Consider the following 25126-nt stretch of genomic DNA (forward strand, 5'->3'; position numbering starts at 1 on the left):
GATATTAAATGAAAGGTGTGATTACCATTGTGCTACTAGCGTTCAGTTTTGTTAGTAGCGCAGATGAGCAAGCTGAAGCAATTTTTAAACAATTAGCCCCTTCGCTTTACCAAATTCGATTAATAGACAAAGCAAGTGGCGAAAAATCAAGTATAGGTTCAGGCTTTCAAATAACAGCTCAAGGACTAATTGCTACCAATTATCATGTTATTTCTGGTTATGCCCGCTACCCACAAAAATATAACATTGAGTATTTAGATCACCTTGGCAACAAGTCTCAATTAACACTTGAAAGCGTTGATGTCATTAACGATTTAGCTATAGTAAAGCGCGAAGTTACTCAAGACATGCCTTTTTTTGATATTGCTGAAACTGTTCCAACTAAAGGCGAAGAGCTTTATTCATTAGGTAACCCACATGATTTAGGCATGATAGTTGTGCCTGGTACATATAATGGATTAAAAAAAGAATCTTTTAACGATAAAATACATTTTACCGGCTCAGTTAACTCAGGCATGAGCGGCGGGCCTGTAGTAAATAAAAATGCACAAGTAGTTGGTGTTAATGTAGCAACCTCAGGCAACCAAATAGGTTTTCTCGTACCGCACGACAAGCTGGTTAATTTGTTCGAACAATTTAAACAGCAACCTCCTGAAAGTATTGAACAGCAAATGGCTCAGCAACTAAAAGCTAACCAAAAGAAGTTAATTTCAGAGCTGTTATCAAACGAATGGCAACTAAAGGAGCTAGGTGAAGCATTAATTCCAACCATTAACGTACCTTATATTCGCTGCTGGGGCGATTCAAACGCTGACAAGAGCGATGCATTAGTCATGGTGGCTGTGGCTAATTGTAGCCTTGAAGAAGACACATACATTGAAGGTAACTTTCTCACAGGTTCAATTGAAATGGAATTTCGTTATATGAAATCGCTTAAACTAGGGCCAACAAAATTCTATCGTTTATACCAAAATCAAATTTCACGAGTTATGCCTGGTAATAAAGCAACAAAAGATGATGTGACAGAGTTTCAATGTCAGCATGATCTTGTAATGCCAACACACCAAAACATTAATAATAAATCTATTTTTTGTGTGAGAGCCTATAAAGACTTTCCAAAACTTTACGACGTTTTATATCTAGGTATTTCAGTAGACAAAGACCAACAAGCACTAATTAGTCACTTTACAGTGTCAGGTGTCGCTCAAGATTCCGTACAAGCTTTCACTAAGCAATTTATGGAGTCTGTGTCATGGAAATAATTATTGAAGAAATTAACCGCGGACATAAACTTATTGGTCGCCATAAATTTTCCAGTGATCATATTGCTATTGGTCGTGGCTACCATAACGATATTATAGTGTCTGATCCTCACGTGTGCGCTGAGCATATTTCAATAGATTTTGATGGCGAAAACTGGACAGTTCTAGACAAAAACTCAGTAAATGGCAGCTTTTTGGACGATGGTAAAAAGCTCGCCCATGGCCACATTATTCGCTCTGGTGATATTATTAGCTTAGGGCAAAGCCAAATTAGGGTTGTTTTCCCTAACCATCCAGTGTCACCAAGCGCAACGTTAAGCCCTTTTGAAAGCCTTATTAATTTAGCACGGCATCCATTAGCATTAACAGCAAGTATTGGCTTGTTTGCATGTATAGTTGCATGGACAATTTTTTTAAACAACCCTAAAGAAATGAGTTTTACTCAGTTACTTGTGCCTGCAATCAGCATGACCTTGATGTTTTTACTTTGGCCGGCATTAGTTTCATTAATTTCGCATTTAACTAAACACGACGCACGTGTACTTACGCAGTTTGGCGTTTCCTTTATTATTTATAATATTAGCTGGGTCATCGATTTTATTGAAACGTTGGTAAGCTTTAATACCTCAAGTAGTTTTGTTTTAATGCCATTGCTAACCCTGCTACCGGTATCACTCGCATTCTGTTTGTTCTGGTTAAACTGTTATATTGGCTTCCACATGAGCGCTAAACGCAGAACGGTTGTTGCTGCTAGCTTAACCGTGTTATTGTTTGGGGGTAGTTATTTAATTCAACTAAGTAAACAACCAGACTTTACCGTAAAGCCTCAGTTCAATAATGTATTAATGACACCTAACTTTATATTCGCGCCAAGTAGCGATGTAGATAGCTTTATTCAAAAATCAAACAAGTTATTTGAAAAAGCAGACAGTAAAGTTGACGATGAATAGAAATAGGTATTAAAAACTAAAAGGCTACGTGAGATAAATCACCTAGCCTTTTTATTAGATAGCACTTATACCAAAAAGGATCTTGCATGCCACACTGTATTATTGAGTATGCTCAACCAATTGAAGTATTGGTTTCCCCGGAAGCACTCATTCACGCTGTTTATGTTGGTGCATTAAATAGTCAATTATTCGAAGCTGAAGATATTAAGACACGCATTATACCCTTTAACCATTATTCATCAGGAATAATTAAGCAAAATTTCATTCATATCAGCTTAAAAATACTATCAGGACGAACCTTTCAACAACGAAAAGTGCTATCGAGTGCGGTATTAACATAATTAGAAGGTTTATCGCTTGCTTCAATATCCTTAACAGTTGAAATTATAGAAATTGAAAAAGAGTCGTATAGCAAAAAAGTCATCTAGTCGGTAACAAATGAGGCTATTATCGTTAGAAGGCCAAGGAAATGGCAATAAAAAAGCCAGTGAATATATCACTGGCTTTACATTAAATTGGTGCTAACGCTTATGGACGAGCGATAAAGCCAACAGCATCATACACTGAGGTTAATACCTTACTTGCACGCTCAGATGCTTGCTCTGCTCCTTTATGCATCACTTCGTTTAAGAAAGCTTGATCATTACGGAACTGGTGAAATTTAGTTTGAATAGGTTCAAGCATAGCAACAACCGCATCGGCAACATCACCTTTTAAATGACCATACATTTTATCTTCATATTGTGGAACTAACTGCCCAACAGACTGATTGGTAGCGCAAGACAATAGCGATAAAAGGTTTGAAACCCCCGGTTTCTCGTCATAATCAAAATAAATACGTGCTTGCTCATCTGAGTCTGTTACAGCACGTTTAATTTTCTTAGCAATTATTTTAGGGTCTTCTAATAAGCCTATAAAATTACCAGGGTTAGCATCAGATTTTGACATTTTTTTGGTTGGTTCTAGTAAGCTCATTACTCGCGCGCCGTGCTCTGGAATATGCGGGTCAGGCACTACAAAAACATCACCGTAAATATTATTAAAACGAGTAGCAATATCACGCGCTAATTCTAAATGTTGTTTTTGATCATCGCCTACTGGTACGCGATCGGCACGATATAACAAAATATCAGCAGCCATTAAGACCGGATACGTAAATAAACCGGAATTCATATTTGCTTCAGATTTTTGCGATTTATCTTTATATTGCGTCATTCGATTTAACTCACCCATTTGGGTGTAGCAATTTAGCACCCAGCTTAATTGTGCATGGGCTGGTACATGTGACTGAATAAAAATAGTGCTTTGCTCTGGGTCAACACCACACGCTAAATACAATGCTAAACCATCTAAGGTCGCTTTTCGCAAGGCTTCTGCTTCAGGGCGAACGGTTATTGCATGTTGGTCTACCAACATATAAAAGCAATGGTGATCTGCTTGCATATTTACCCATTGCTTTAATGCACCTAAGTAATTGCCGATAGTAAGTTCACCTGATGGCTGACAGCCACTTAATACAACTGGTTTTGACATAATATTGTTACCTAACACTGCTTACTTTTGGATGTATATTTTAAATATTTGACGGCATAAATGCCGACCTACAATAACTTAATTATTATTTTGTAATTACTTAACGGTAGCAAGCTGCGTGCGCATCTCATCAATCGCTTGTTTATAATCATCTTGAGAAAATATAGCTGAGCCCGCTACAAACATATCTGCGCCAGCCGCTGCAATTTCTGCAATATTATTCGCCTTTACGCCGCCATCAACTTCTAAACGAATATCACGGCCACTAGCAATAATTTTTTCTTTTACTAATTTCAACTTATCTAATGTTGAAGGGATAAACGATTGCCCACCAAAACCTGGGTTAACTGACATTAATAAAATAACGTCTAGTTTATCCATAACAAAATCGAGTACTTGAAGTGGTGTTGCAGGGTTAAGTACTAATCCCGCTTTACAACCGTGATCTTTAATTAGCTGTAATGTTCTATCAATATGATCACTCGCTTCAGGATGAAAAGTAATAATACTCGCACCCGCTTTTGCAAATTCAGGAATTAAACTATCAACTGGCTTCACCATTAAATGAACATCAATTGGCGCACTAATACCGTAGTCTCTAAGCGCTTGGCAAATCATAGGGCCAAAAGTTAAATTGGGTACAAAATGATTGTCCATAACATCAAAGTGAACCACATCTGCACCTGCAGCAAGTACCTTAGCAACATCATCACCTAAACGAGCAAAGTCAGCTGATAATATTGAAGGGGCAATTAGAAATGACGACATAAATAAACCCTTTTAAAAAAACTGCGCTACTTTATCCTAAATTGAAGAATTAATCGACTTTCTATCCGTATCTGTTCACTATTATTTGCATATGTTACTTTTCACAAGTAAACATTCATTTCCTTGGAAAATGGCAACGTTTAATAATAAAGTTTATATAGCTAACCTCAGGTTAGTCAAACAACACTCTTTTATAAACTAATCAAAAATTGAGTAATACCAGTTTCATTAATTAAGTGATCTATTTTATACGCAGTGAAAACAGTCAAATACAAGGCATTTATTTTCATAACTAGTTGTTCTAATTATAAAATAAATAACGCAGTAGTTGATTGCTTTAACCAGTAGAAATGATCAAATAATTAGTGAGATTGGTATAAATTCTATTTCTAGATTAACAGTTGAATCGTTAGCTAAAATCACAGATACTGAATTTAAGTTAACTTAGTGGTTGAATTATGAACACACTTATTTCAATAAGCAGCACAGTAAAAAGCGTACTGTACGCCCTTTTAGGCGTACAAAGTAATGAGAATCGTAAAAGAGACTTTACCCAAGGAAAACTGAGCCATTTTATAATTGTTGGGGTGATCGCCGTTATTATTTTTATTCTGATCTTAGCCTTTATCGTTTCAATGGTCGTTGAAGTGTAGAATTTAGTCTTTGTTACCCTTTGTATAATGCGAGTAACTCTCCTACCTTCTTACGGGCCCCACCTTTTTGACTAATTGTCCGCTTAACTTTTATCGATTTTATTTTATCAGCGTGTTCATATATTTTTCTCGTCCAAATGGTGTCATGGTTGCTGATAAGTACTGTAGATTGGCAATTTTTTGAAACTTCTTCAGCGGCATTTGCCAAATCAGCTTGTTCATCTAAACCAAAACCATTGCCTGCATAACTAGTAAAACTTGCTGTTTTACTTAAGGGTACATAAGGTGGGTCACAATAAATAACATCACTCGCCTGAGCACGGGCAAAACTCTGACGATAGCCTTCGCAAATAAAAATTGCTTGTTTCGATTTTTCAGCAAAATAGTTAAGTTCATCTTCAGGAAAATATGGTTTTTTGTATTTACCAAAAGGCACATTGTATCCACCAGACTTATTATATCGGCACAAACCGTTATAGCCATGGCGATTTAAATACAAAAACAATAATGAACGATAATACTTATCTACACTGGCATTAAATTCAGTGCGCAAATGGTAATATGCGTCGGCTTGATTATTTTCAGGAATAAATATTTTTTTAGCATCGTTGATAAATATTTGAGGCTTAATTTGAATTATTTGATATAGGTTGATTAAATCTTTATTGATATCACTTAATACATAACTATCGTAGTTACTATTAAGAAATACTGAACCTGCTCCCACAAAAGGCTCGATTAAACGATCACCTTTAGGCAACATTGTATTAATGACTTCGCTTAGACCATACTTTCCGCCAGCCCACTTTAAAAAAGCTCGATGCTTTTTAACCATTCTTGTAAAAACCCCAAACAACTATTTAAGCCGTTATCACTGCTAAGTATTGTGAAGGGTGAATTGTATCCTGAATTATGCCTTATTGGGAACGTTCAAACGCATTGATTTCATTATTAATTGCCGAAATCGATTTTATCCATGGGCTACGAGATAAAATTGTTTGAGGTAGTGCATAAAGTGCTTGTTCAGCCTCTGCGCGGGTTGGATAGTATTTTGACGTTAATACCGTCATTACTTCTTCATTTAATATACGTTGATACTGCTTAAATTCTAACGTGGTAAAATCAGCTAAAAACTCCTGCTTAATAGACTCTTGGGTAAACCCAGCTATTTGGATTACATACCCTGCTGTATAGCGCTTGTAGTATTCGTTGCCAATGTCACTACCTTCAATCACGCTTACTTTGTTATTTTCAGCCAACATCGGCACTTTAGAGGCAGATGAAGCCACTATTGTATTAACACTTGTTGCCTCGTTAACCTCTATTACTGCATTGCTTTCATCATTCGTTGAGGGTGGTACTAGCTCATTTTTCTTTGATCGAGCATTAATTACTTCATTGGGTTGATTATCTGCTTTGATATTTTCATTGCTATCAACTAATACACTTTCTTTAAGCAATACTGCTGGTACAACTTCAAATGCTGCGATTGCAGAAACTATATCGCTTACCTCTGCTGTTTGCGTATTTACTTCGCTTGACTGACTAATATTACCTGATAATACCTTATACACATACTCAGGTGATGCTGAGCTACTAACCTCGCTAGCACCCAAATTCAGTACAGTTTGATCAGCTCCGCTACTTGCTACAACTTTACTTGTATTTAGTTTGGGGAGTTTTGAAAAATTGAACGTTTCTTGCTGTTGTAACCAAACCACTGTCACTATTGCCAACGATGAAATAATAATTAATGAAATTAACCATTTTTTACTCACAGTTAGCGTTAACCAAGATTGTGGCGTTTTGAACTGTTTGGCACTTAACGACAATAACTGCCCTGATTGTTTAGATAATATTGATATTTTTTTATGAAATAAATCTTTATGCTCGGCTAGCATTTTTCCCGCTGCATAATCGCCTAACATTAATAACTCGATATCTAATTTTGCTTTTTTGGCAATTAATGCCAGCTGTGTGAGTTCATGAATTATTTGCAAAGAAGCAAACTGAGTATTGTCTAAAACAATCGCTAACTTTTGAGGATTAGCATTAAGTAGATTGATGATGCTAACAGCTAATGATTGCTCTGGATCAAACACACTATTACCGAATAACTGTTCTATAATACGGCATCTTATTTGAATATTATTTAATTTAGTAGAAGCAGAGACAAATGCCGCATTATGTTCATTAGATAGTTGGTCAAGGAATTGATAGCCAACTGAGGAACACGCCTGTGCATTTTCATCAACGACTAAAACCGCATGCTTAGAAAAGCGAAAAATATAATCAATACGTGAATTAACGCTGATCGAAGTTACACTGTCTGTTGACGTGTTTAATTGACTTGTTTGTGCTAATGCAGACATGCTTCACCTTCTGTTTTACTTACAGAATTTGTTGAAGCATTTCCTTAGTAACGTCGTCTCTAATTTCTGATTTACCAATACCCGTTGGTACGATAAAGCGTAATAAGCCACCCATATTTTTTTTATCTCTTTTCATATGAGATAAAAACTGTTCAAAGCCCATATTTTCAGGTGCTTCTAATGGTAAATCAAACGCTGAAATTAACATTTCAATACGACGAAGTTCTGACACTTCAAGCAAATTCATTGCTACTGCAAGTTTAGCAGCAAGTACCATGCCAGTAGCGACAGCTTCTCCATGTAACCAATTCCCGTAACCTTGCTCGGCTTCAATTGCATGGCCGAAGGTATGCCCCAGATTTAGTAAAGCGCGAATTCCGCCTTCTTTTTCATCTTGCGCAACTATAGTTGCTTTACATTGGCAGCATGTCTGAATCATTTGAATCAGTGTGTTTTTATCAGCTGCTTTAATCAATGCGGTATTATCTTCTAACCATTGGAAAAAGCAGGCATCACCTAGAATACCGTACTTAATCACCTCTGCCATACCTGCATTAAACTCGCGAGTTGGTAAGGTAGACAAACTATCAATATCAATAAAAACAGCTTTAGGCTGATAAAATGCCCCGATCATGTTTTTACCTAGTGGATGATTAACTGCTGTTTTTCCGCCAACTGAAGAGTCAACTTGGGAAAGTAACGTTGTTGGTACTTGAATAAAGTCGACACCGCGTTGATAACAAGCTGCACCAAAGCCTGTGATATCTCCAATAACACCACCGCCTAAAGCAATAAGCGTGCTATCTCGACCATGGCCATTCGCTAATAAGTGCGACATTATCTTATCAAAGTTAGTTAGGCTTTTTTCAGCTTCACCGTCCGGAAGTATTATTTCATCAACATCAAAGCCAGTTAATAATGATTTTATTAACTGGCCGTAAATTGGAAAAACAATAGTATTTGAAACAATACAAACGCGTTTACTGCGAATATGCGTTGATAGTAAATTACTGTTACTTAGTAATTTACTATCAATATAAATTGGATAGCTACGTTCACCTAAAGAGAGGTTTAAGGTAGTCATTTGTTAAAAGTCTAGGCGCTCAACAATTTTACTTGCAACAATTTTTGCACTTTGATCGTCAGTTTGTACAATAACGTCTGCTATTTCTTCATACAACGGATTGCGCTCAACGGCTAGTTTTTCAAGCACACTGCGTGGCTCTTCAGATGTTTGCAGCAAAGGTCTACGACGGTCACGTTGTGTACGTGCAACTTGTTTATCAATTGTGGTTTCAAGATAAACAACTATACCTCTTGCCGATAAGCGGTTACGTACTTGTGCGCTGATCACTGAACCACCACCAGTTGCTAACACGATACCTTGCATTTCTGATAAATCATTGATGACGCCTTCTTCTCTTTTGCGAAAACCATCTTCACCTTCAAGATCAAAAACCCATGCAATATCAGCACCTGTACGACGCTCGATTTCTTGATCAGAGTCATAAAAATCTAGGTGCAATTTATCTGCTAATTCTCTACCTATGGTACTTTTGCCTGCGCCCATAGGTCCTACTAGGAAAATGTTACGTTTTTCTGCCATGAGACTAACTTAATACTCGCGTTTAATAATTACGTTTACAGATAAGAGGGTACCCCCTCGAAGATTTTAAGGGCGTAATTATCGCAATTGTTGAGGGAGAAAAGCAAGCAAGTGTTGAATAAAAGCACCACTTACTTGCTGTTTTTATCGCAATATCATTGAAAGTCTTTATATTTCAATGATATTGCTAACAATTAATATTTAAAAGTTTTCTGTTACTATCCTTGGTGTTACAAAAATAAGTAGTTCTTTCTTCTCATTAAAGTTAGAAGTGCTTCTAAAGACCCAACCAAAGTATGGAATATCACCCAATACAGGTACTTTTGAAACGCTATTTATCACTTGTTGTTGATAAATACCACCTAGTACTATTGTTTCACCATTATTCACCAACACTTGCGTACCAATTCGCTGAGTATCAATCGCGGGTGCTGTTCCACTTTGTACCGAAGAAACAGTATCTTGTGTTACTAGTAAGTCTAATATTATACGATCATCAGGCGTTATATGTGGAGTAACGGTTAAACTTAATACGGCTTTTTTAAATTGAGTTGAAGTTGCACCACTTGAGGCAGCCTCTTGATAAGGAATTTCAACACCTTGCTCAATAAAGGCTTCTTTTTGATTGGCCGTTGTAATACGTGGGCTAGCAATAATTTCACCTTTATTCTCTTTTTCCATTGCACTTAATTCTAGATCTAGAATTGTGCCATCAGCTAATCGAGCAACTTGAAAAGCAATACTTCCTGCAGGATTCGCTACCGGCAAATTAACGTTCAATCGATCTGCTAGCGAAGGGATAACACCACTAGCTGCATCATTTGCTCCTGCAAGGCCACCAGCAGTAGCGTAATCACCATTATTGTCAGTTACTCCCCATCGTATACCAAGTTCTTCATTGATATTATCTTTTACAGTAACCATGCGTGATTCGATAACGACTTGACGAACTGGAATATCTAATACGCTTACCATGCGTTTAATATCTTCGATACTTGCGGCAGTATCTCTAATTAATAACGTGTTTGTTCGCTCATCAACGCTAACACTTCCGCGTTCAGATAATATGCTGTTATCTTCATTTTTAATTAAAGCAGCAAATTCTAAAGCTTTGGCATAATTAACTTGTATATATTCAGAATAAAGAGGTGCTAGCTCGGCTACTTGCTGTTTTGCTTGTAGCTCTTTTGCTTCACGAGCAGCAAGTTCATCACTCGGGGCAACCATCAAAATATTGCCCTGCATACGTTTATCAAGACCTTTTACTTTTAAAATAATGTCTAGCGCTTGATCCCAAGGTACACCGTCTAGTCTAAGTGTAATGTTACCTGCTACCGTGTCACTAATGACCAAGTTAAAGCCGTTATAATCAGCAACAATTTGCAGCACAGTTCGAACTGAAATATTTTGAAAGTTTAATGAAATAGCACGACCTGTGAAGTCATTAGAGTCGCCAAGATATCCAGGCACTTTAACTTCTTCTTTAACCGTTAACGAGAATACGTTATTAAGTTGTTGATGCTTATATGTAAAGTTACCATCTATATCAACTACTAAACGTGCATTTCGTCCTTCTCTAAATGTTTCAACGCCTTTTACTGTTGTACCAAAGTCTGACACATCTAAGGTATAAAGTAGCTCATCTGGAATGTCAGTGTTATGAAATTCAATAAATAATTTACCTAATTTATTGCTTACATCTACAGCAACCATACTGTCATCTAAATGCACTAATAGTTGCCCTTCGCTGTCATTACCTTTTCGAAAGTCTATGGTGTTAATATTATTAATAAACTCTCCACTTGCTGGTGCTAAATTAGCCAAGGCTTTATTAGCATCACCTTTATTCAACACCAAAGAGAACTCATTATCCATTTGACTTACGTCAAAAATCGACAGCTGATCCAAATTTACCGACGCTACAACTTTTCCCGCAAGCTTTTGAACAGTTATATTATTAACCCCTGCATGCTCAATAGTGGTTTCTAATATATCGGCATTAAACCCGTCGATATCAAACAAAATATCAATTTTAGCAGGCGACATTGACGTTTTAACTTCTGGTTGACTAACCATATTTTCGGAAAGTACAAAAACCAACTCAATTTCGTTGTTCTGCAGAGTGTTATAACGAATACTGGTTAAGTCCGCCGCATTAGCGACTGAACAAAACAAAGTTAAGCACAATACTCTTACTAACGTGCTTTTAAGACAATGGTTTATTATATGTATTTTTTTCATTTTATTTATTAGCAACATTACTTCCTTTGCCCCTCTGCGTCCGATTTAACCATAGTGACTACAGTTTCTCGCTCAACCCAACAACCTGCGCCGTCAGGAATTAATTCAATTACTTTAACGTTATTTGGATTAACTTCTGTGATTCGCCCATTATATAACCCTAAATAATTACCAAGCGCCACTCGATGTAGCGTTGAATCTGATGCTTCAACTAATGCCCAGGTAATATCTAGCTCCCCTAGCGTACCACGCATTACTAGATCACTTAATGCAAATTTCTCTAGCGGTTGCTTACGTCGACGTGGATCAGGGCTTAAACAGCCCGACATTTGCTGAATCTTTTCCTGAATAGCTTCAGGACGTGGTACATCAAAAGGACTGCGTAAACTCTGCGCAGAATACACTACATGGTCAAACACTGGCACTTCAGGCATAGGATCAATCCTTGAAGTAGTATTAGCCTGAACAGTAGCAATATGTGTTTCCAAATCACTTGTGTCATCAAAGCAACCAGTAAGTAAAATGAGAAATAATAAACTAACTATTTTTTTCATTCGGTGGCTGCCTCTCGGTATTTATATGTTTTTGCTTGTAGTTGTAGAATTAGCTCATCACTGTCTGGAAGCCACTTAATATCGAAATTATGTAAGGTAACGATTCGTGGTAGACCTGCTATTTTACTCACAAAATCTCCAAACTCATGATAAGTACCTATCACTTTGATATCAATAGGAAGTTCCGTATATATCTCTTGTTTTATTTCAGGCTGCCAATTTAAATTAGCGAAATTTAAGCCACTAGTTGTACCAACAAAAGTGATGTCATCTAATAAACCTGGTGTTTCATGACTTTCAGGTAAGCTTTTTAACTGATTCGCAAATAGCGCTTCTGCTTCTTCCATTTGCTGCTGGAAAAGCTCTAAATTAGCAGCAACATGATACTTAGTTTGATACTCCTGCTTTAGAGTTACCTCTTCGGCAGTTACGCGATCTAACATGGTGAGTTTATCTTGTATTAATAAAACAAAACCTAATCCCATTACCACTATGGCAATAAAGGTAATAAACACCCCTTTTGCGATCGGAGGCCATTCAGCTAGATTATCTAACTCTAACCCTTCAAATTGTGAAAAATCTATATTCACTAATTACCTCCTGCTGAAGCATTTTCTATACCTTTAATGCGAACACGCATTTTAAAGTCGCTTAATAATTTGCTTTCTGCATCGTCTGATGTAATTGATTCAAGCTCGGCATCAGTAAACAAGTCTGAACGCTCAATAGCTCTGATCATATTTGCTAAGTGGTTATTAGATTCACTTTTACCTACGAGTTCAAGAGTATTACCTTGCTTATCCATTGTAGTTAAGTAAATTCCCGTAGGAATAATCTTAGCAATTTCATCAAGTACTTGCGTGCCAACGTTTCTACTACGCTGTAATTGTTCAACTACACTAATACGCTTTTGTAGATCAGACTTTTTCTCGTTAAGTGTTTTGATATGTGCGATACGACCATCTAAAACTGTAATCTCATTTTTTAAAAATTGATTTCGGCTGTTTTGTCCATCAATACGAGCTTGATAAAACTGGCTAACAATAAAAACAGCGGCAAAAGAAATTAATGCGATAGCTGTTAAAACAGTAAAAAACTGTCGTTGTTTTGCTTTTTCGGCTGCTTCCCGCCAAGGAAGGAGGTTTATATATGCCATGGCGAAAAACTCCTTAATGCAAGTCCTGCCGCAACCATATATTGTGGTGCGGTTTTATCTAATTCTGCTTGATCAACTTTTGAAGAGATAACAATATCGTTAAACGGATTAGCAATAACAGTATGGATCCCTAATTCGTCAGTCAGTAATTGCTGAACACCTTCAACTTGCGCACTTCCCCCAGAAAGTATTAGGTAATCAACCTTGCCTTTGCCACTGGAAGTTAAAAACATCTGTATAGCACGTCTTATTTGTTGAACCAATATCGTATGAAACGGTGCTAAAACTTCGAATGTATAATTGGGTGGGAGATTATTTTGAACTTTTGCAATTTCAGCCTCTTCAAATGGCTTGTTGTAATATGAAACAATCGAACGGGTATATTGTTCTCCACCAAAAATCTGATCTCGACTATAAACATGCTTACCAGAATCAGTCACTGAGAATAGCGTCATGGTTGCGCCAATGTCTACTATTGCAACAACTTTATTCGCTGCATCATCGGGTAATAACGCAAGATTTAAATCATAAGCTCTACTAACAGCATATGATTCAACATCAATCACCTTGGTATCAAAGCCGCCTAACTCTAAAGCTGATACTCTGGCTTCGACAGACTCAGTTCGAGCTGCACTCAGTAAGACATTCATTTTTGAAGGATCTGACTCGTTTACATCAAGCGATTCAAAATCAAGGCTAACTTCATCTAAAGGATAAGGAATTAAACTGTCAGCTTCAATTTCTATTTGGCTTGCAAGCTCTTGCTCTGTGAGTGCAACATCCATATAAATAACTTTAGTGATAACCGTTTGGCCCGATACAGCTGCTGCAGCTAATGAAACTGACGAGGTAATTTTTTTTCTAATTTTAGCGATGACATTGCCAACCGCTTCTATGTCTTGAATTTCACGGTCAATGATTGCCCCTCTGGGCATTGGCTCTGTAGCAATTGCCTCGAGGACAAAACCATCACTCCCTTGACTTAATAAAACCGCTTTTGCTGAGTGAGAACCAATATCAATTCCCACCATTAAAGAAGCTTTCTTTTTTAACAGATTGCTTAGCATAACTTCCCACTAGATCATTTTATTATAATAATATTAAGCTTTTTTTATCTATAAATACATTTATTACATGCTTTTACACTATATACTAGTACTATTAAGTAATTTTTATAAATTTTATTGAGCATTTTATTTTGTTTTCACTGAAACGCATTGCAAAAACAGCCCTAATTCTCACTTTTTTAGGGGGGTTATCCCTTTTAGTTGCTTACATGCTAATTAAAGATCAGCTTCCAAGTGTTGCCTCTTTAAAAGAGGTTCAATGGCAAACTCCAATGCAAATTTACAGCAATGATGGTAAATTAATCAATCAATTTGGTGAAAAAAAACGTATTCCGTTAAAGCTTAATGAAATACCTCAACAATTAATTAATGCTATTCTTGCCACTGAAGACGACCGTTTTTACTTGCATTTTGGTGTTGATCCTATTGGTATGGCACGTGCTATTTTAGGGCAACTTACCGGACAAAACAAAGGGGGTGCTAGTACCATTACCATGCAGGTTGCCCGTAACTTCTTTTTGACCCGTGAACAAACTTATATTCGAAAATTGCGTGAAATTTTCACAGCCTTTCATATTGAAAGTCTATTAACTAAAGATGAAATCCTTGAACTATATCTTAATAAAATTGAGCTAGGACATAGATCTTTTGGTTTTGGGGCTGCTGCACAAGTGTATTACAACAAAGATGTTAACGACCTAACATTAGCACAAATAGCAGTATTGGCAGGCCTTCCTAAAGCGCCATCAACCATGAACCCCATTAGCCGTCCAGATCGTGCCCTACAAAGAAGAAGTGTAGTTTTACAACGCATGTTAGCGAGTGGTTATATTTCTGACAGCGAATATCAAGCAGCTAAAAGCGCACCTATTACCGCACAGAAATATGGCACAGAAATAGATTTAAATGCACCATATATTGCAGAAATGGCGCATCAAGAGATGATCAGCCGTTATGGCAAAGAGCAAGCCTATACTGCAGGCTATAAAGTATTTACCACAGTGCCATCAACTTTACAGCAAGCGGCACAAAAAGCGGTAGTTGATAACATTTTCGCTTATGATCAACGCCATGGTTACAGAGGTGTAATAAAAAGCCTACGCCCTTTTGTAGAAAATCAACTCACCGATACAACAAGTTCTGATATTGAGCCTTTAACCGAGACTGAAATTAGTCAAGCCATTGCCCATGTGATGACTTACGAGCGCCTAGCAGTAGCCGTTGTTACTAAAGTACTCGATAACTCTGTTGAGATTACCCTAAAAGACAATGAAGTAGCTACAATAGCTTGGGAAAACTTAGCTTGGGCGCGTGACTTTATTAATGATGACAGCCAAGGCCCCCCCCCATCAAATGCAAAAGAAATACTCAGTTATGGCGACGTAATTTATGTAGAAACAATTAACCAAGGCTATAAATTAAGTCAGTTACCTGATGTGAGTTCTGCTTTAGTGTCTATTTCGCCCGATAACGGAGCAATAAAAGCGGTTGTTGGCGGATTTAGTTTTTATCAAAGCCAATTTAACCGTGTAACACAAGCTAAACGTCAAGTGGGTTCAAATATTAAACCCTTCTTATATTCTGCCGCCCTTGACCATGGTTTAACGTTAGCATCGTTAGTTAACGATGCACCTATTAATGAATGGGATCAGTCAACCGGTACCGTATGGCGTCCTAAAAATTCACCGCCAGAATACAATGGTGTAGTGCGTGTTAAGCGTGCTTTAGCGCAATCAAAAAACGTTGTAGCGGTTAGACTCTTTAGAAGTGTTGGCATGGATAATGTTATTCCACATATTGCATCATTCGGTTTCTCTCCCGATGAATTACCAAGAAATGAATCTTTAGCATTAGGCTCGGCCTCACTTACACCATTAGAAGTAGTAACAGGCTTTGCTGTATTTGCGAATGGGGGCTTTTTAGTACAACCTTATTTAATTGATCGAATTGAAGACTCTTTTGGCAATATTGTGTATCAAGCAAACCCAGCTATAGCTTGTGATAGTTGCAGCCAACTTTCAGATACAGAGAGTGTTACACTAGATAGTCTTCAGCCAACACCCAAATACCTACAAGAAAACACACAAACCACTGAGCAAAAAGTACCATTTAGGAAAGCAGAAAGAGTGATCAGTGCGCAAAATGCTTTTTTAATCACTGAGGCACTTAACGAAGCTATTTGGGGAGCCGACTGGTCTTCTTCGCCTGGATGGCAGGGTACAGGGTTTAGAGCAAGAACACTCAAACGCCGCGACATTGCAGGTAAAACGGGAACAACTAACGAAGCAAAAGATGCATGGTTTTCCGGCTACAGTCGCCACCTTGTGGCAACTTCTTGGATAGGCTTTGATGATCATAGCCGAAACTTAGGTCGAACTACTGCCAACCGAAATTTAGGAGATAATCAAATCAGTGGTACTGAATTTGGTGCTAAATCTGCGCAACCTGCTTGGATATCATTTATGGAAACCGCGTTAGAAGACATTCCTGTTGAACCCTTTGAACAGCCACAAAATATAGTATCTATTCGAATAGATAAGAAAACAGGAAAACTAACCAACCGTACTGACAAAACAAGCATATTTGAATATTTTATTTTAGGCACAGAGCCTACCGAATATGTCAGTAAAGATATTAGCAATGAAATATTCAACCAAAATAAAAGTGACCCACTAAAAGAAATTTTTTAAAAAGCCTGAGCAGTTGCTTAAAAAAAGCATTAGTCGTATAGCTAAGATAGCCTAACGGCTTATGGTGCATTTAGAATTTTTCTAATACAATCAGTGGTTAACTCAACAGTTTTCGCTTGAAAGGCGTGCTTTAAAGCCCTTTTCGTTTATCCTTATGTATGAATAAAATATGCGATCTATATAAGAGATACTTAATCTATTAAAAAACTTTCGTTTGAAACTTCACTTCAAATATTTTTTTAGCATATACCCATAAATTTTATTAAGTTTAATGAATAATTAACAACGCGCCTTTTCAAATAAAAAGCAATTAAAAATCAAACCCTTAATATAAAAAGTGCTTATATATTTAATAAGTATCTTTATTATTATTTTAAAAATCACACCTTTATAAATGAAAGTTATAGTGAAAACTTTCAAAACGAAAGAAATTTTTCTTTCGTTTTTCCTTGCGATCGCCTAGAATTGCGACCTCAACAACACCGAAACTTACACCTTTAATTGTCATACTTAGGAGCTTATTTGCTATGACCGTTTTGCAAAACTCAATAGATTTATCGAAATACGGCATCACCAACGCTGACGAAATAATATACAACCCGTCGTATGAGCTACTTTTCAAAGAAGAAACAAAGTCTGACCTTGAAGGTTTTGATAAAGGTGTCGTTACTGAAGTAGGTGCAGTGTCAGTGGATACTGGTATTTTTACCGGTCGCTCACCAAAAGATAAATATATTGTGCGAGACGATATCACTAAAGATACTGTTTGGTGGTCTGATCAAGGCAAAAACGATAACAAGCCAATGACTCAAGAGACTTGGTCACAATTAAAAAACCAAGTAACGACTCAACTTTCAGGAAAGCGTTTATTCGTTGTTGACACTTTTTGCGGTGCTAACGAAGACACTCGTTTAAAAGTGCGCTTTATCACTGAAGTAGCATGGCAAGCTCACTTTGTAAAAAATATGTTTATTCGTCCAAGTGATGAAGAGCTTGCTACCTACGAACCAGACTTTGTTGTGATGAATGGCGCAAAAACAACAAATCCTAACTGGAAAGAGCAGGGCTTAAATTCTGAAAACTTTGTTGCGTTTAACTTAACTGAAAAAATGCAGTTAATTGGTGGTACTTGGTACGGTGGTGAAATGAAAAAAGGAATGTTCTCTATGATGAACTATTTCTTACCACTAAAAGGCATAGCTTCAATGCACTGTAGTGCGAATGTTGGGGAAGCTGGCGATGTGGCTATTTTCTTTGGTTTGTCAGGTACAGGCAAAACAACACTTTCGACGGATCCAAAACGTGAATTAATTGGTGATGACGAGCATGGTTGGGACGACAATGGTGTTTTTAACTTTGAAGGTGGTTGTTACGCAAAAACTATTAACTTAAGTAAAGAAAACGAACCAGATATTTATAACGCTATCCGCCGCGATGCTTTATTAGAAAACGTGGTAGTTGCTGCTGATGGCACTATCGACTTTGATGATGGCTCAAAAACAGAAAATACACGTGTTTCTTACCCTATTCATCATATTGATAATATTGTTAAGCCAATTTCTCGTGCAGGTCATGCTAAGAAAGTGATCTTTTTAACTGCTGATGCATTTGGTGTATTACCACCTGTTGCAAAATTAACTCCAGAGCAAACTGAATATTACTTTTTATCAGGTTTTACCGCTAAATTAGCTGGTACTGAACGTGGAATCACTGAACCAACACCTACTTTTTCTAGTTGTTTTGGGGCTGCTTTTTTAAGTTTGCACCCAACACAATATGCAGAAGTACTGCGTAATCGTATGCAAGCAGTGGGCGCTGAAGCTTACTTAGTGAACACTGGTTGGAATGGCACAGGCAAGCGTATTTCAATTAAAGCAACTCGCGCCATTATCGACTCAATACTTGATGGTTCAATTGACGATGCTGATACAGTTACCTTGCCTTTATTTAATTTAGAAATACCAACAAAAGTAGATGGCGTTGTAGGCGACATTCTTGACCCACGAGCTACTTATGCAGATAAAAGTGATTGGCAGACTAAAGCGATTGACTTAGCTAATCGCTTTGTTAATAACTTTGAGAAGTTTACTGATACAGATAACGGTAAAAACTTAGTTAAAGCAGGTCCTATTTTATAATTTATTCAATTATAAATATTAAAAAAGCCGCATTAGCGGCTTTTATTATTTCTACATTATACGGATTGCTATCAAGCTAACGGTAATAAAACTTTTGCCGTTAAACCGCCTTCAGCTCTATTGGTAAGCAACACCCTGCCACCATGAGTATCAATAATTCGTTTTATAATAGCTAATCCTAGCCCACTGCCTTCTGTTCCTCTTGCTTTATCACCTTGGGTAAAAGGTTGAAATAAACGTTCTATTTCAGACTCTTCAATGCCAGGGCCATGATCGGAAACAGTAATGAAAGCTAAAGAACTGTTCGGCTCTCGTCCTGTTAAAATTTCAATGTCACCACTGCTATAGCGTTGTGAGTTTTGAATTAAATTCGCTATAGCACGTTTTATAGCAACATAGCGTAACGGGATCTCAGGCAAATCGCCTTTGATAAAGTAAATGCGTCTATCCGAAATAGCCTCGGTATTTACTACATCTTCAACTAATGCATTTAAATCTGTTAATTCTGCTTTATGCTTGCTGTCATTTCTAATGTAGTCAATGAACTGATCGATGATTGTATTCATATCATCAATATCACTTTCAATACCTTCTTTTAAAAACTCATCGTCTTTCGACATCATTTCTGTAGCTAAGCGAATGCGTGTTAACGGCGTGCGCAAGTCATGAGAAATACCCGCCATTAATAAGTTTCGATCATCTTCTAGTTGTTTTATGCCTTTAGACATATGATTAAACGCTTGAGTAACAGCCACTATTTCTGTAGTACCACGCTCCTTAATTGGCTCAGGAAAAGCCCCAGAACCAACAGAATGTGCTGCTTTTTGGAGAGCTTTTAACGGTCGATTTAATTGCCTAACAAACAGCCAGCCACCTATAACACTTAAAGAACCAAGTACTGCTAACACGAATAACAAGGGTGCATAGCTCGCCTCTTCTAAACTTGTTAAAGGTATTTTAACCCAGTATTGCGGCGCTTGTGGTGGCCGGATCCAAAAAAGGTATTCATCACCTTGTGAAATTCGCACTTCGGCTTCGCCACCAAGTAACTGCGACATTTCAAGCGAACGGTTTTGATAATAATTGGCGTGTTGAAGGCCAAGCTCTAACGCGCGGCTTTCGGTATAAACACCTATTCCTGTTTCTCGCTGAAATGCAACAGCCATCGCAGGACTTAACACGGGGTCTTTAACGTCAATAAACACCACGCGTACCTGTTTTGCCAACAGCTCATTAATTAATTGAGAACTCGGTTGAAAGCTATAAACAGCAAAGGCAACTAATGATACCAATTGATTGATAAACAGCAAAACGCTGATCAATAAAATGGTTTGCCCAAAAGCACTACGTGGCAATATTCTCATGTCATATTAAGCGACAGCTTTTCCTTCCGGCACGAAGACATACCCAAGCCCCCAAACCGTTTGAATATATCGAGGCTTAGTAGGATCTTCTTCAAGCATTCTACGCAAGCGTGATACCTGAACATCAATACTACGCTCAAGTGCAGAGTAGTCTCTACCTCGCGCTAAGTTCATTAGTTTGTCGCGTGATAATGGCTCTCTCGGATGTGTGATCAATGCTTTCAATACCGCAAACTCACCACTGGTTAAAGGCATATTAACATCGCCTTTTAACATTTCGCGTGTTGCTAGGTTTAATTGGTATTCGCCAAACGAGATAATATTCTCTTCAAGTGAAGGTGCTCCTGGCGCTTCCTGCACACGACGACGTAATACGGCTTTGATACGGGCTAGTAATTCGCGAGGGTTAAATGGCTTAGGCATATAGTCATCAGCCCCTAGCTCTAAACCGATTATACGATCAACCTCATCACCTTTTGCTGTTAGCATTACAATAGGAATATCATTAGATTTCTGGCGTAAGCGGCGGCAAATAGATAAACCGTCTTCGCCGGGTAACATTAAATCTAATACGAGTAAATGAAAGTTTTCGCGTTCAAGTAATCGGTCCATTTGCTCAGAGTTTGCCGCACTACGTACAACAAAACCTTGCTCCACCAAATAGCGCTCTAACAATGAGCGTAAACGCATATCATCATCAACAACCAATATTTTAGGTGTTTCCTGTCCCATAATGTACTCTTCTTCTCAATAAGTTTTTCTACTATAGCGATAGTGCCAGATATTTAAAAAGTTTGTCTGAATCTTTCGCCCGCGTTTTGTTACAAATTATGACTTATTATAAACCTGTAGTTATATTTATCGCTCTCTTGTTGGATAGTTTATCAGTTACTTACTACAAAACAATTCAAGGTTATTTAGGAGAAGGCTTACTGCCCTTTGAAGAACAAAACTAATCTGTTTAAATACATCGAAAAAACAGCAATGGCAAATATACGCTGATTCTATTGCGTAAAAATCTCTATTTACAAAATATCATTAACGCACTTACCAACAATATGTCAGAATGCGCGCATGAAAGTATGGTTCTATTTTTTCAAAGCTCCTAGAAGAGTAATATTTATCAGCCGTAAACGCTTAATTACAAGAGTGAGACGCCAACTATTGCGCGTAAAAATTGCATTAGCGCAAGAAAAAGTAGAAACAAAAGAAATGCTCGCAATTTATAAGCGTTATACTAAACGACAAGCCACACCTGAAGAAATGAAACTTGCAAATCAGCAATTTTTTGATGTATTAAAAGGTTTAGGAATCGGTATTGTTGCTTTATTACCCTTTGCCCCGATAACACTGCCGATAGTGATAAAACTAGGTAAGTTAGTGGGTGTTGATATATTACCTAGCTCTTTCCGCGAAGAAGAAAAGCCTAAATAGCCTACTCTCCAGTTCACTATTTATAATAATTAAACTTTTTATTTTAAATAGCCAATGGCTTGATCCGTTACACATTGAGTAAAACTTTTTTGTCTTTCTTCAAACGTTAATGAAGCAATAGCACGTTCAACAATTACCATTTTTTGCTGACGATCTTCTTTTGATAGTTCTTGCAATTGTTCATGAAAACACCCTAGCAATCCAAAGTTTAGTGCAGTTTCAGACTTAATACTTTCACCTGCCAAGCATTGGGCTAATTTATTGGCTAGCACGTCCCTGTCCATTTTAACAATGAGCTCTTTAACTTGGTAGCCAATAGGATCAATTTTACGTTTTTTATTGCAGGCGTAAAACATATCAGCTACAGCCACAACAGGAATTAAGGCTTCGTGCTGCTTTGAGAATGTGTCTTTAAGCCATTGGTTGTGTTCATGCTGAGCCTTCTCTTCATCAGTTTGTGCACTAACATTGAATAACACTATACATGTACTCAACAGTACTCCTTTGATAAAGACAGAATTGCGCATCATAAAGTACCCTTCACTATGTGTTGCTAAGCGCTAGATTATACCCAAACCAAATAAATTTGCGAGCGCATCGAGGAGACAATAATCGCTCTAGTATTCTATTAATTATTACTGCATGATGTTATTAAACTAACTAACAACTCAAATTTATGAAAGTAACTTTAGCCATACTTCTCTGTTTTTATATGTTAATAGCTACAGCTTTTGCTGGCACGCTCTCTGACTTCGAGCAGCAACTAGAGGCGCATAAAGGTAAAGTCGTTTATCTTGATTTTTGGGCCTCATGGTGTGTTCCTTGCCGCCGCTCTTTTCCATGGATGAATAAGTTACAAACACAATATAAAGACCAAGGTTTAGTTGTGTTCAGTGTTAATTTAGATGCTGATAAGACATTTGCAACTCAGTTTCTAACTGAAGTACCCGCTAACTTTTATATTTTTTATGACCCTAAAGGCGAAGTAGCAAAAGCCTTAAAAGTGCGCGGTATGCCTAGCAGTTATCTTATCGATCGGAGCGGTAACATTGTAAGTAGCCATGTAGGCTTCAATGATAAAAAGCAGATAGAGTACCAAGCAGAAATTGAACGTTTATTAGCTGATTAAGAATTAAAAACAGCAAAAGGAACATACTGTGTATCGAGGTTTTTCAAAATCAGAGCTGTCACAACAATACTCTCCTAGTAGTTGTGTTGACGATATAGCTACATTCATAAACGCTTATGTTCAACAAAGTAAAGTGGCAAAAAATAAAGCACTTAATAATAAGCTAGTACTTACTGATTTAAATTATCACTCACACAAAGACACCCTTTTAGACCTTTATCTGCCTGAGCATCAACAGCAAAACTTACAAAACAAGCCAAAGTTACAGGTTTATATTCATGGCGGTTACTGGCAAGAGCTTAGTAAAGAAGAGTCTTGTTTTGCTGCTTCTAACTTTCAGGCACACAATTGTTACTTTGCTGTCATTAATTATAGCCTTGCACCTAACGCGAGTTTATCTGAAATAGTTGAACAGAATCGACAGGCCCTTGCTTGGTTATATCAAAATGCCGACTATTATGGCTATGATCAAAATGAAATATATTTATCTGGTAGTTCAGCCGGCGCTCATTTAGCCATAATGATGTTACAAACTGATTGGACAAATTATATAGACAATCAATACTTATCTGCTGATGGCCAATTTTCTTTTATAAAAGGTATATGTGCAGTCAGTGGCATTTATGACCTTACTCCCATCGCACAAACTTATATCAATGAACCTTTGCAGTTAAGTCCGTTAGAGATCACCAAGAACAGTCCGCTGCTTGGTAAAATGACAACCGCTGAGATTAATCCATGCAAAGTGATCGTAAGCTATGGAAATAACGAAACAGCTGAGTTTAAACGGCAAAGCCAAGCGCTCTTAAAAAAACTAACGCTATTAGGCTATCCTGTGCGTTTCCAAGAGATTTCTGATCGCAATCATTTTGACGTAATACTCGACTTGGCCAATCCCGATTCTTGGTTGTTTAACGAAATACTCAAGCAAATGAGTTTACCTCTAGCTAAGAGTTAAGTTTTAGCATTATCAAAACAAACCGCTACATTGATTTTTTGTTACCAAATAGTCTATGTTAACCAACAATTACTACATTTATTTACACAATTGCTAGACAAAGCTGTGTGCAACGTTAAAATCTGCGCTCTTAGTTTTTACTTAAAGGTATTTTGATGTTTAGTCATATCGACCCGAAATTTTACGATAAACAATTGCAAGAAAAGACAGAAGAAATGCAACTGTTATTCTCTCAATTTAACGGGCCTAATTTTGATATTTATCCCTCGACTAAACTTAATTATCGTCAACGTGCTGAATTTCGTATTTGGCATGAAGGTGATGACCTGTATTACATCATGTTCGATAGTAAAACTAAGCAAAAGTATCGCGTTGAAGACTTTCCTGTTGCCAGCATACTTATTAATAAGCTTATGAAGGCACTACTTGCCACAATAAAATACAAACCACTACTAAGAGAGCGCCTTTTCCAGGTTGATTTTTTATCAACACTCAGTGGCGAAGCATTAATTAGTTTGCTTTACCACAAGCCATTAACCGAAGAGTGGCAAGCACAAGCACTTGAATTAAAAGCAGAGCTTGCTGCAATAGCCCCGCTAGATATTATTGGCCGAGCTAAAAAACAAAAAGTGATTTTAGATAAAGATTACGTTATTGAAGAATTAACGGTTGGCGAGCAACAATTTAAGTACCAACAAGTTGAGAATAGCTTCACTCAGCCAAACGCTCATGTTAATGAACATATGCTATTGTGGGCGCAACAAGCGACAAAAGGTAGTGGTGGAGATTTAATTGAGCTTTATTGTGGTAATGGAAACTTTAGTATTGCCCTAGCACAAAACTTTAACCGTGTACTTGGCACCGAAATCTCTAAGTCATCGGTAAAGTCTGCCCAAGTAAATATTGCAATGAATAATATCAGCAACATAGATATTGTTCGCATGTCGAGCGAAGAGTTTAGTCAAGCAATGAATGGTGAACGACAATTTAGGCGCCTAGCTGACTTTGATTTGACTGCATATAATTACGATACCGTTTTGGTCGATCCACCAAGAGCAGGACTAGACCCTGACAGTATTGAACTGGTAAATCGCTTTAAAGATATTATTTATATTTCATGCAACCCATTAACATTAAAAGATAACTTGGCTGAACTAACAAAAACTCACCAGATAAAGCAATTTGCATTATTTGATCAGTTTCCCTATACCCATCATGTTGAAACAGGGGTTATTTTAACGAGAAAATAAC

24 protein-coding genes are annotated in these 25126 nt (G+C 37.3%); 10 read left to right on the forward strand and 14 right to left on the reverse strand.

Annotation, left to right across the window (positions count from 1 at the left end):
- Positions 1 to 8: 8 nt before the first annotated feature.
- The 3 genes from QUD79_RS15275 to QUD79_RS15285 all read left to right on the forward strand — a co-directional run bounded on the left by QUD79_RS15275 (position 9) and on the right by QUD79_RS15285 (position 2553).
- Positions 9 to 1262 (forward strand): S1 family peptidase, encoded by a 1254-nt coding sequence (locus tag QUD79_RS15275; protein WP_184424565.1) that lies wholly within the window; start codon positions 9 to 11, stop codon positions 1260 to 1262.
- On the forward strand, positions 1253 to 2212 hold the full coding sequence (locus tag QUD79_RS15280) for an FHA domain-containing protein (protein WP_184424566.1): 960 nt from the start codon (positions 1253 to 1255) through the stop codon (positions 2210 to 2212). The genes QUD79_RS15275 and QUD79_RS15280 overlap by 10 nt, the downstream gene beginning before the upstream one ends.
- Positions 2213 to 2298: 86 nt before the next feature.
- Entirely contained in the window at positions 2299 to 2553 is a 255-nt protein-coding gene (locus tag QUD79_RS15285) for a tautomerase family protein (protein WP_221435191.1), read from the forward strand.
- Between the two features lie 187 nt (positions 2554 to 2740).
- Here the strand turns inward: QUD79_RS15285 and trpS are convergent, their stop codons facing one another.
- Together trpS and rpe are read right to left on the reverse strand one after the other, a co-directional pair.
- Positions 2741 to 3745 carry a tryptophan--tRNA ligase gene (gene trpS, locus QUD79_RS15290; RefSeq protein ID WP_184424567.1) on the reverse strand — a complete coding sequence of 335 codons (1005 nt, stop codon included), beginning with the start codon at positions 3743 to 3745 and terminating at the stop codon, positions 2741 to 2743.
- Positions 3746 to 3841: 96 nt separating this feature from the next.
- Positions 3842 to 4513 carry a ribulose-phosphate 3-epimerase gene (rpe, locus tag QUD79_RS15295; protein WP_184424568.1) on the reverse strand — a complete coding sequence of 224 codons (672 nt, stop codon included), beginning with the start codon at positions 4511 to 4513 and terminating at the stop codon, positions 3842 to 3844.
- A 458-nt stretch (positions 4514 to 4971) separates the two neighbouring features.
- Here rpe and QUD79_RS15300 point away from each other — a divergent pair, with 458 nt between their 5' ends.
- A complete protein-coding gene (locus QUD79_RS15300; protein ID WP_184424569.1) occupies positions 4972 to 5166 on the forward strand; it encodes a DUF2970 domain-containing protein in 195 nt (64 codons plus the stop codon).
- 13 nt (positions 5167 to 5179) lie between these two features.
- On the opposite strand, the gene QUD79_RS15305 is transcribed toward QUD79_RS15300, so the two are convergent.
- From QUD79_RS15305 to QUD79_RS15345, 9 genes are all read right to left on the reverse strand, one after another.
- On the reverse strand, positions 5180 to 6001 hold the full coding sequence (locus QUD79_RS15305; protein WP_184424570.1) for a Dam family site-specific DNA-(adenine-N6)-methyltransferase: 822 nt from the start codon (positions 5999 to 6001) through the stop codon (positions 5180 to 5182).
- A gap of 82 nt (positions 6002 to 6083) precedes the next feature.
- Positions 6084 to 7538: an SPOR domain-containing protein gene (locus QUD79_RS15310; RefSeq protein ID WP_184424571.1), complete on the reverse strand. Its 1455-nt coding sequence runs from the start codon at positions 7536 to 7538 to the stop codon at positions 6084 to 6086.
- A 19-nt stretch (positions 7539 to 7557) separates the two neighbouring features.
- Complete coding sequence (gene aroB, locus QUD79_RS15315) at positions 7558 to 8622, reverse strand: 3-dehydroquinate synthase (protein WP_184424572.1); 1065 nt, start codon at positions 8620 to 8622, stop codon at positions 7558 to 7560.
- A 3-nt stretch (positions 8623 to 8625) separates the two neighbouring features.
- On the reverse strand, positions 8626 to 9144 hold the full coding sequence (gene aroK, locus QUD79_RS15320) for a shikimate kinase AroK (RefSeq protein WP_184424573.1): 519 nt from the start codon (positions 9142 to 9144) through the stop codon (positions 8626 to 8628).
- A 201-nt stretch (positions 9145 to 9345) separates the two neighbouring features.
- Positions 9346 to 11385: a type IV pilus secretin PilQ gene (locus QUD79_RS15325; protein WP_184424574.1), complete on the reverse strand. Its 2040-nt coding sequence runs from the start codon at positions 11383 to 11385 to the stop codon at positions 9346 to 9348.
- A 17-nt stretch (positions 11386 to 11402) separates the two neighbouring features.
- On the reverse strand, positions 11403 to 11939 hold the full coding sequence (locus tag QUD79_RS15330; protein WP_184424575.1) for a pilus assembly protein PilP: 537 nt from the start codon (positions 11937 to 11939) through the stop codon (positions 11403 to 11405).
- Positions 11936 to 12529 carry a type IV pilus inner membrane component PilO gene (locus tag QUD79_RS15335; RefSeq protein WP_184424576.1) on the reverse strand — a complete coding sequence of 198 codons (594 nt, stop codon included), beginning with the start codon at positions 12527 to 12529 and terminating at the stop codon, positions 11936 to 11938. Before QUD79_RS15335 ends, QUD79_RS15330 begins: the two co-directional genes overlap by 4 nt.
- On the reverse strand, positions 12529 to 13095 hold the full coding sequence (locus QUD79_RS15340) for a PilN domain-containing protein (RefSeq protein ID WP_184424577.1): 567 nt from the start codon (positions 13093 to 13095) through the stop codon (positions 12529 to 12531). The genes QUD79_RS15335 and QUD79_RS15340 overlap by 1 nt, the downstream gene beginning before the upstream one ends.
- Positions 13083 to 14162, reverse strand: coding sequence for a pilus assembly protein PilM (locus QUD79_RS15345; RefSeq protein WP_184424578.1), 1080 nt, complete (start codon positions 14160 to 14162; stop codon positions 13083 to 13085). Before QUD79_RS15345 ends, QUD79_RS15340 begins: the two co-directional genes overlap by 13 nt.
- A gap of 131 nt (positions 14163 to 14293) precedes the next feature.
- On the opposite strand from QUD79_RS15345, the gene QUD79_RS15350 reads away from it, so the two are divergent.
- Both QUD79_RS15350 and pckA read left to right on the forward strand, forming a co-directional pair.
- Positions 14294 to 16852, forward strand: a complete 2559-nt coding sequence (locus QUD79_RS15350; protein WP_184424579.1) for a PBP1A family penicillin-binding protein — start codon at positions 14294 to 14296, stop codon at positions 16850 to 16852.
- 527 nt (positions 16853 to 17379) lie between these two features.
- Positions 17380 to 18990, forward strand: coding sequence for a phosphoenolpyruvate carboxykinase (ATP) (pckA, locus tag QUD79_RS15355; protein ID WP_184424580.1), 1611 nt, complete (start codon positions 17380 to 17382; stop codon positions 18988 to 18990).
- 71 nt (positions 18991 to 19061) lie between these two features.
- On the opposite strand, the gene envZ is transcribed toward pckA, so the two are convergent.
- Complete coding sequence (envZ, locus tag QUD79_RS15360; protein ID WP_184424581.1) at positions 19062 to 20354, reverse strand: two-component system sensor histidine kinase EnvZ; 1293 nt, start codon at positions 20352 to 20354, stop codon at positions 19062 to 19064.
- Between the two features lie 6 nt (positions 20355 to 20360).
- Complete coding sequence (ompR, locus tag QUD79_RS15365) at positions 20361 to 21086, reverse strand: osmolarity response regulator transcription factor OmpR (protein ID WP_184424582.1); 726 nt, start codon at positions 21084 to 21086, stop codon at positions 20361 to 20363.
- A 342-nt stretch (positions 21087 to 21428) separates the two neighbouring features.
- Here ompR and QUD79_RS15370 point away from each other — a divergent pair, with 342 nt between their 5' ends.
- Positions 21429 to 21788 carry a hypothetical protein gene (locus QUD79_RS15370; RefSeq protein WP_184424583.1) on the forward strand — a complete coding sequence of 120 codons (360 nt, stop codon included), beginning with the start codon at positions 21429 to 21431 and terminating at the stop codon, positions 21786 to 21788.
- Positions 21789 to 21826: 38 nt separating this feature from the next.
- Here QUD79_RS15370 and QUD79_RS15375 read toward each other — a convergent pair whose 3' ends face one another.
- Entirely contained in the window at positions 21827 to 22282 is a 456-nt protein-coding gene (locus QUD79_RS15375) for a hypothetical protein (protein WP_184424584.1), read from the reverse strand.
- 218 nt (positions 22283 to 22500) lie between these two features.
- On the opposite strand from QUD79_RS15375, the gene QUD79_RS15380 reads away from it, so the two are divergent.
- The 3 genes from QUD79_RS15380 to trmA all read left to right on the forward strand — a co-directional run bounded on the left by QUD79_RS15380 (position 22501) and on the right by trmA (position 25125).
- The gene (locus QUD79_RS15380; RefSeq protein WP_246454966.1) at positions 22501 to 22917 is read left to right on the forward strand and encodes a TlpA family protein disulfide reductase; all 417 of its coding nucleotides are present in this window, start codon (positions 22501 to 22503) and stop codon (positions 22915 to 22917) included.
- Positions 22918 to 22945: 28 nt separating this feature from the next.
- Positions 22946 to 23875 (forward strand): alpha/beta hydrolase, encoded by a 930-nt coding sequence (locus QUD79_RS15385; RefSeq protein ID WP_184424586.1) that lies wholly within the window; start codon positions 22946 to 22948, stop codon positions 23873 to 23875.
- Between the two features lie 155 nt (positions 23876 to 24030).
- Positions 24031 to 25125, forward strand: coding sequence for a tRNA (uridine(54)-C5)-methyltransferase TrmA (gene trmA / locus QUD79_RS15390; protein ID WP_184424587.1), 1095 nt, complete (start codon positions 24031 to 24033; stop codon positions 25123 to 25125).
- Position 25126 lies beyond the last annotated feature (1 nt).

The sequence above is a fragment of the Thalassotalea piscium genome, assembly GCF_030295935.1.
GTDB lineage: Bacteria > Pseudomonadota > Gammaproteobacteria > Enterobacterales > Alteromonadaceae > Thalassotalea_B > Thalassotalea_B piscium.

What these genes read in the sequence shown, in the direction of transcription:
- QUD79_RS15275 (WP_184424565.1), top strand. Translation starts at nt 9, where the DNA reads ATGAAAGGTGTGATTACCATTGTGCTACTAGCGTTCAGTTTTGTTAGT.
- QUD79_RS15280 (WP_184424566.1), top strand. Translation starts at nt 1,253, where the DNA reads ATGGAAATAATTATTGAAGAAATTAACCGCGGACATAAACTTATTGGT.
- QUD79_RS15285 (WP_221435191.1), top strand. Translation starts at nt 2,299, where the DNA reads ATGCCACACTGTATTATTGAGTATGCTCAACCAATTGAAGTATTGGTT.
- trpS (WP_184424567.1), bottom strand. Translation starts at nt 3,745, where the DNA reads ATGTCAAAACCAGTTGTATTAAGTGGCTGTCAGCCATCAGGTGAACTT.
- rpe (WP_184424568.1), bottom strand. Translation starts at nt 4,513, where the DNA reads ATGTCGTCATTTCTAATTGCCCCTTCAATATTATCAGCTGACTTTGCT.
- QUD79_RS15300 (WP_184424569.1), top strand. Translation starts at nt 4,972, where the DNA reads ATGAACACACTTATTTCAATAAGCAGCACAGTAAAAAGCGTACTGTAC.
- QUD79_RS15305 (WP_184424570.1), bottom strand. Translation starts at nt 6,001, where the DNA reads ATGGTTAAAAAGCATCGAGCTTTTTTAAAGTGGGCTGGCGGAAAGTAT.
- QUD79_RS15310 (WP_184424571.1), bottom strand. Translation starts at nt 7,538, where the DNA reads ATGTCTGCATTAGCACAAACAAGTCAATTAAACACGTCAACAGACAGT.
- aroB (WP_184424572.1), bottom strand. Translation starts at nt 8,622, where the DNA reads ATGACTACCTTAAACCTCTCTTTAGGTGAACGTAGCTATCCAATTTAT.
- aroK (WP_184424573.1), bottom strand. Translation starts at nt 9,144, where the DNA reads ATGGCAGAAAAACGTAACATTTTCCTAGTAGGACCTATGGGCGCAGGC.
- QUD79_RS15325 (WP_184424574.1), bottom strand. Translation starts at nt 11,385, where the DNA reads ATGAAAAAAATACATATAATAAACCATTGTCTTAAAAGCACGTTAGTA.
- QUD79_RS15330 (WP_184424575.1), bottom strand. Translation starts at nt 11,939, where the DNA reads ATGAAAAAAATAGTTAGTTTATTATTTCTCATTTTACTTACTGGTTGC.
- QUD79_RS15340 (WP_184424577.1), bottom strand. Translation starts at nt 13,095, where the DNA reads ATGGCATATATAAACCTCCTTCCTTGGCGGGAAGCAGCCGAAAAAGCA.
- QUD79_RS15345 (WP_184424578.1), bottom strand. Translation starts at nt 14,162, where the DNA reads ATGCTAAGCAATCTGTTAAAAAAGAAAGCTTCTTTAATGGTGGGAATT.
- pckA (WP_184424580.1), top strand. Translation starts at nt 17,380, where the DNA reads ATGACCGTTTTGCAAAACTCAATAGATTTATCGAAATACGGCATCACC.
- envZ (WP_184424581.1), bottom strand. Translation starts at nt 20,354, where the DNA reads ATGAGAATATTGCCACGTAGTGCTTTTGGGCAAACCATTTTATTGATC.
- ompR (WP_184424582.1), bottom strand. Translation starts at nt 21,086, where the DNA reads ATGGGACAGGAAACACCTAAAATATTGGTTGTTGATGATGATATGCGT.
- QUD79_RS15370 (WP_184424583.1), top strand. Translation starts at nt 21,429, where the DNA reads ATGAAAGTATGGTTCTATTTTTTCAAAGCTCCTAGAAGAGTAATATTT.
- QUD79_RS15380 (WP_246454966.1), top strand. Translation starts at nt 22,501, where the DNA reads ATGTTAATAGCTACAGCTTTTGCTGGCACGCTCTCTGACTTCGAGCAG.
- trmA (WP_184424587.1), top strand. Translation starts at nt 24,031, where the DNA reads ATGTTTAGTCATATCGACCCGAAATTTTACGATAAACAATTGCAAGAA.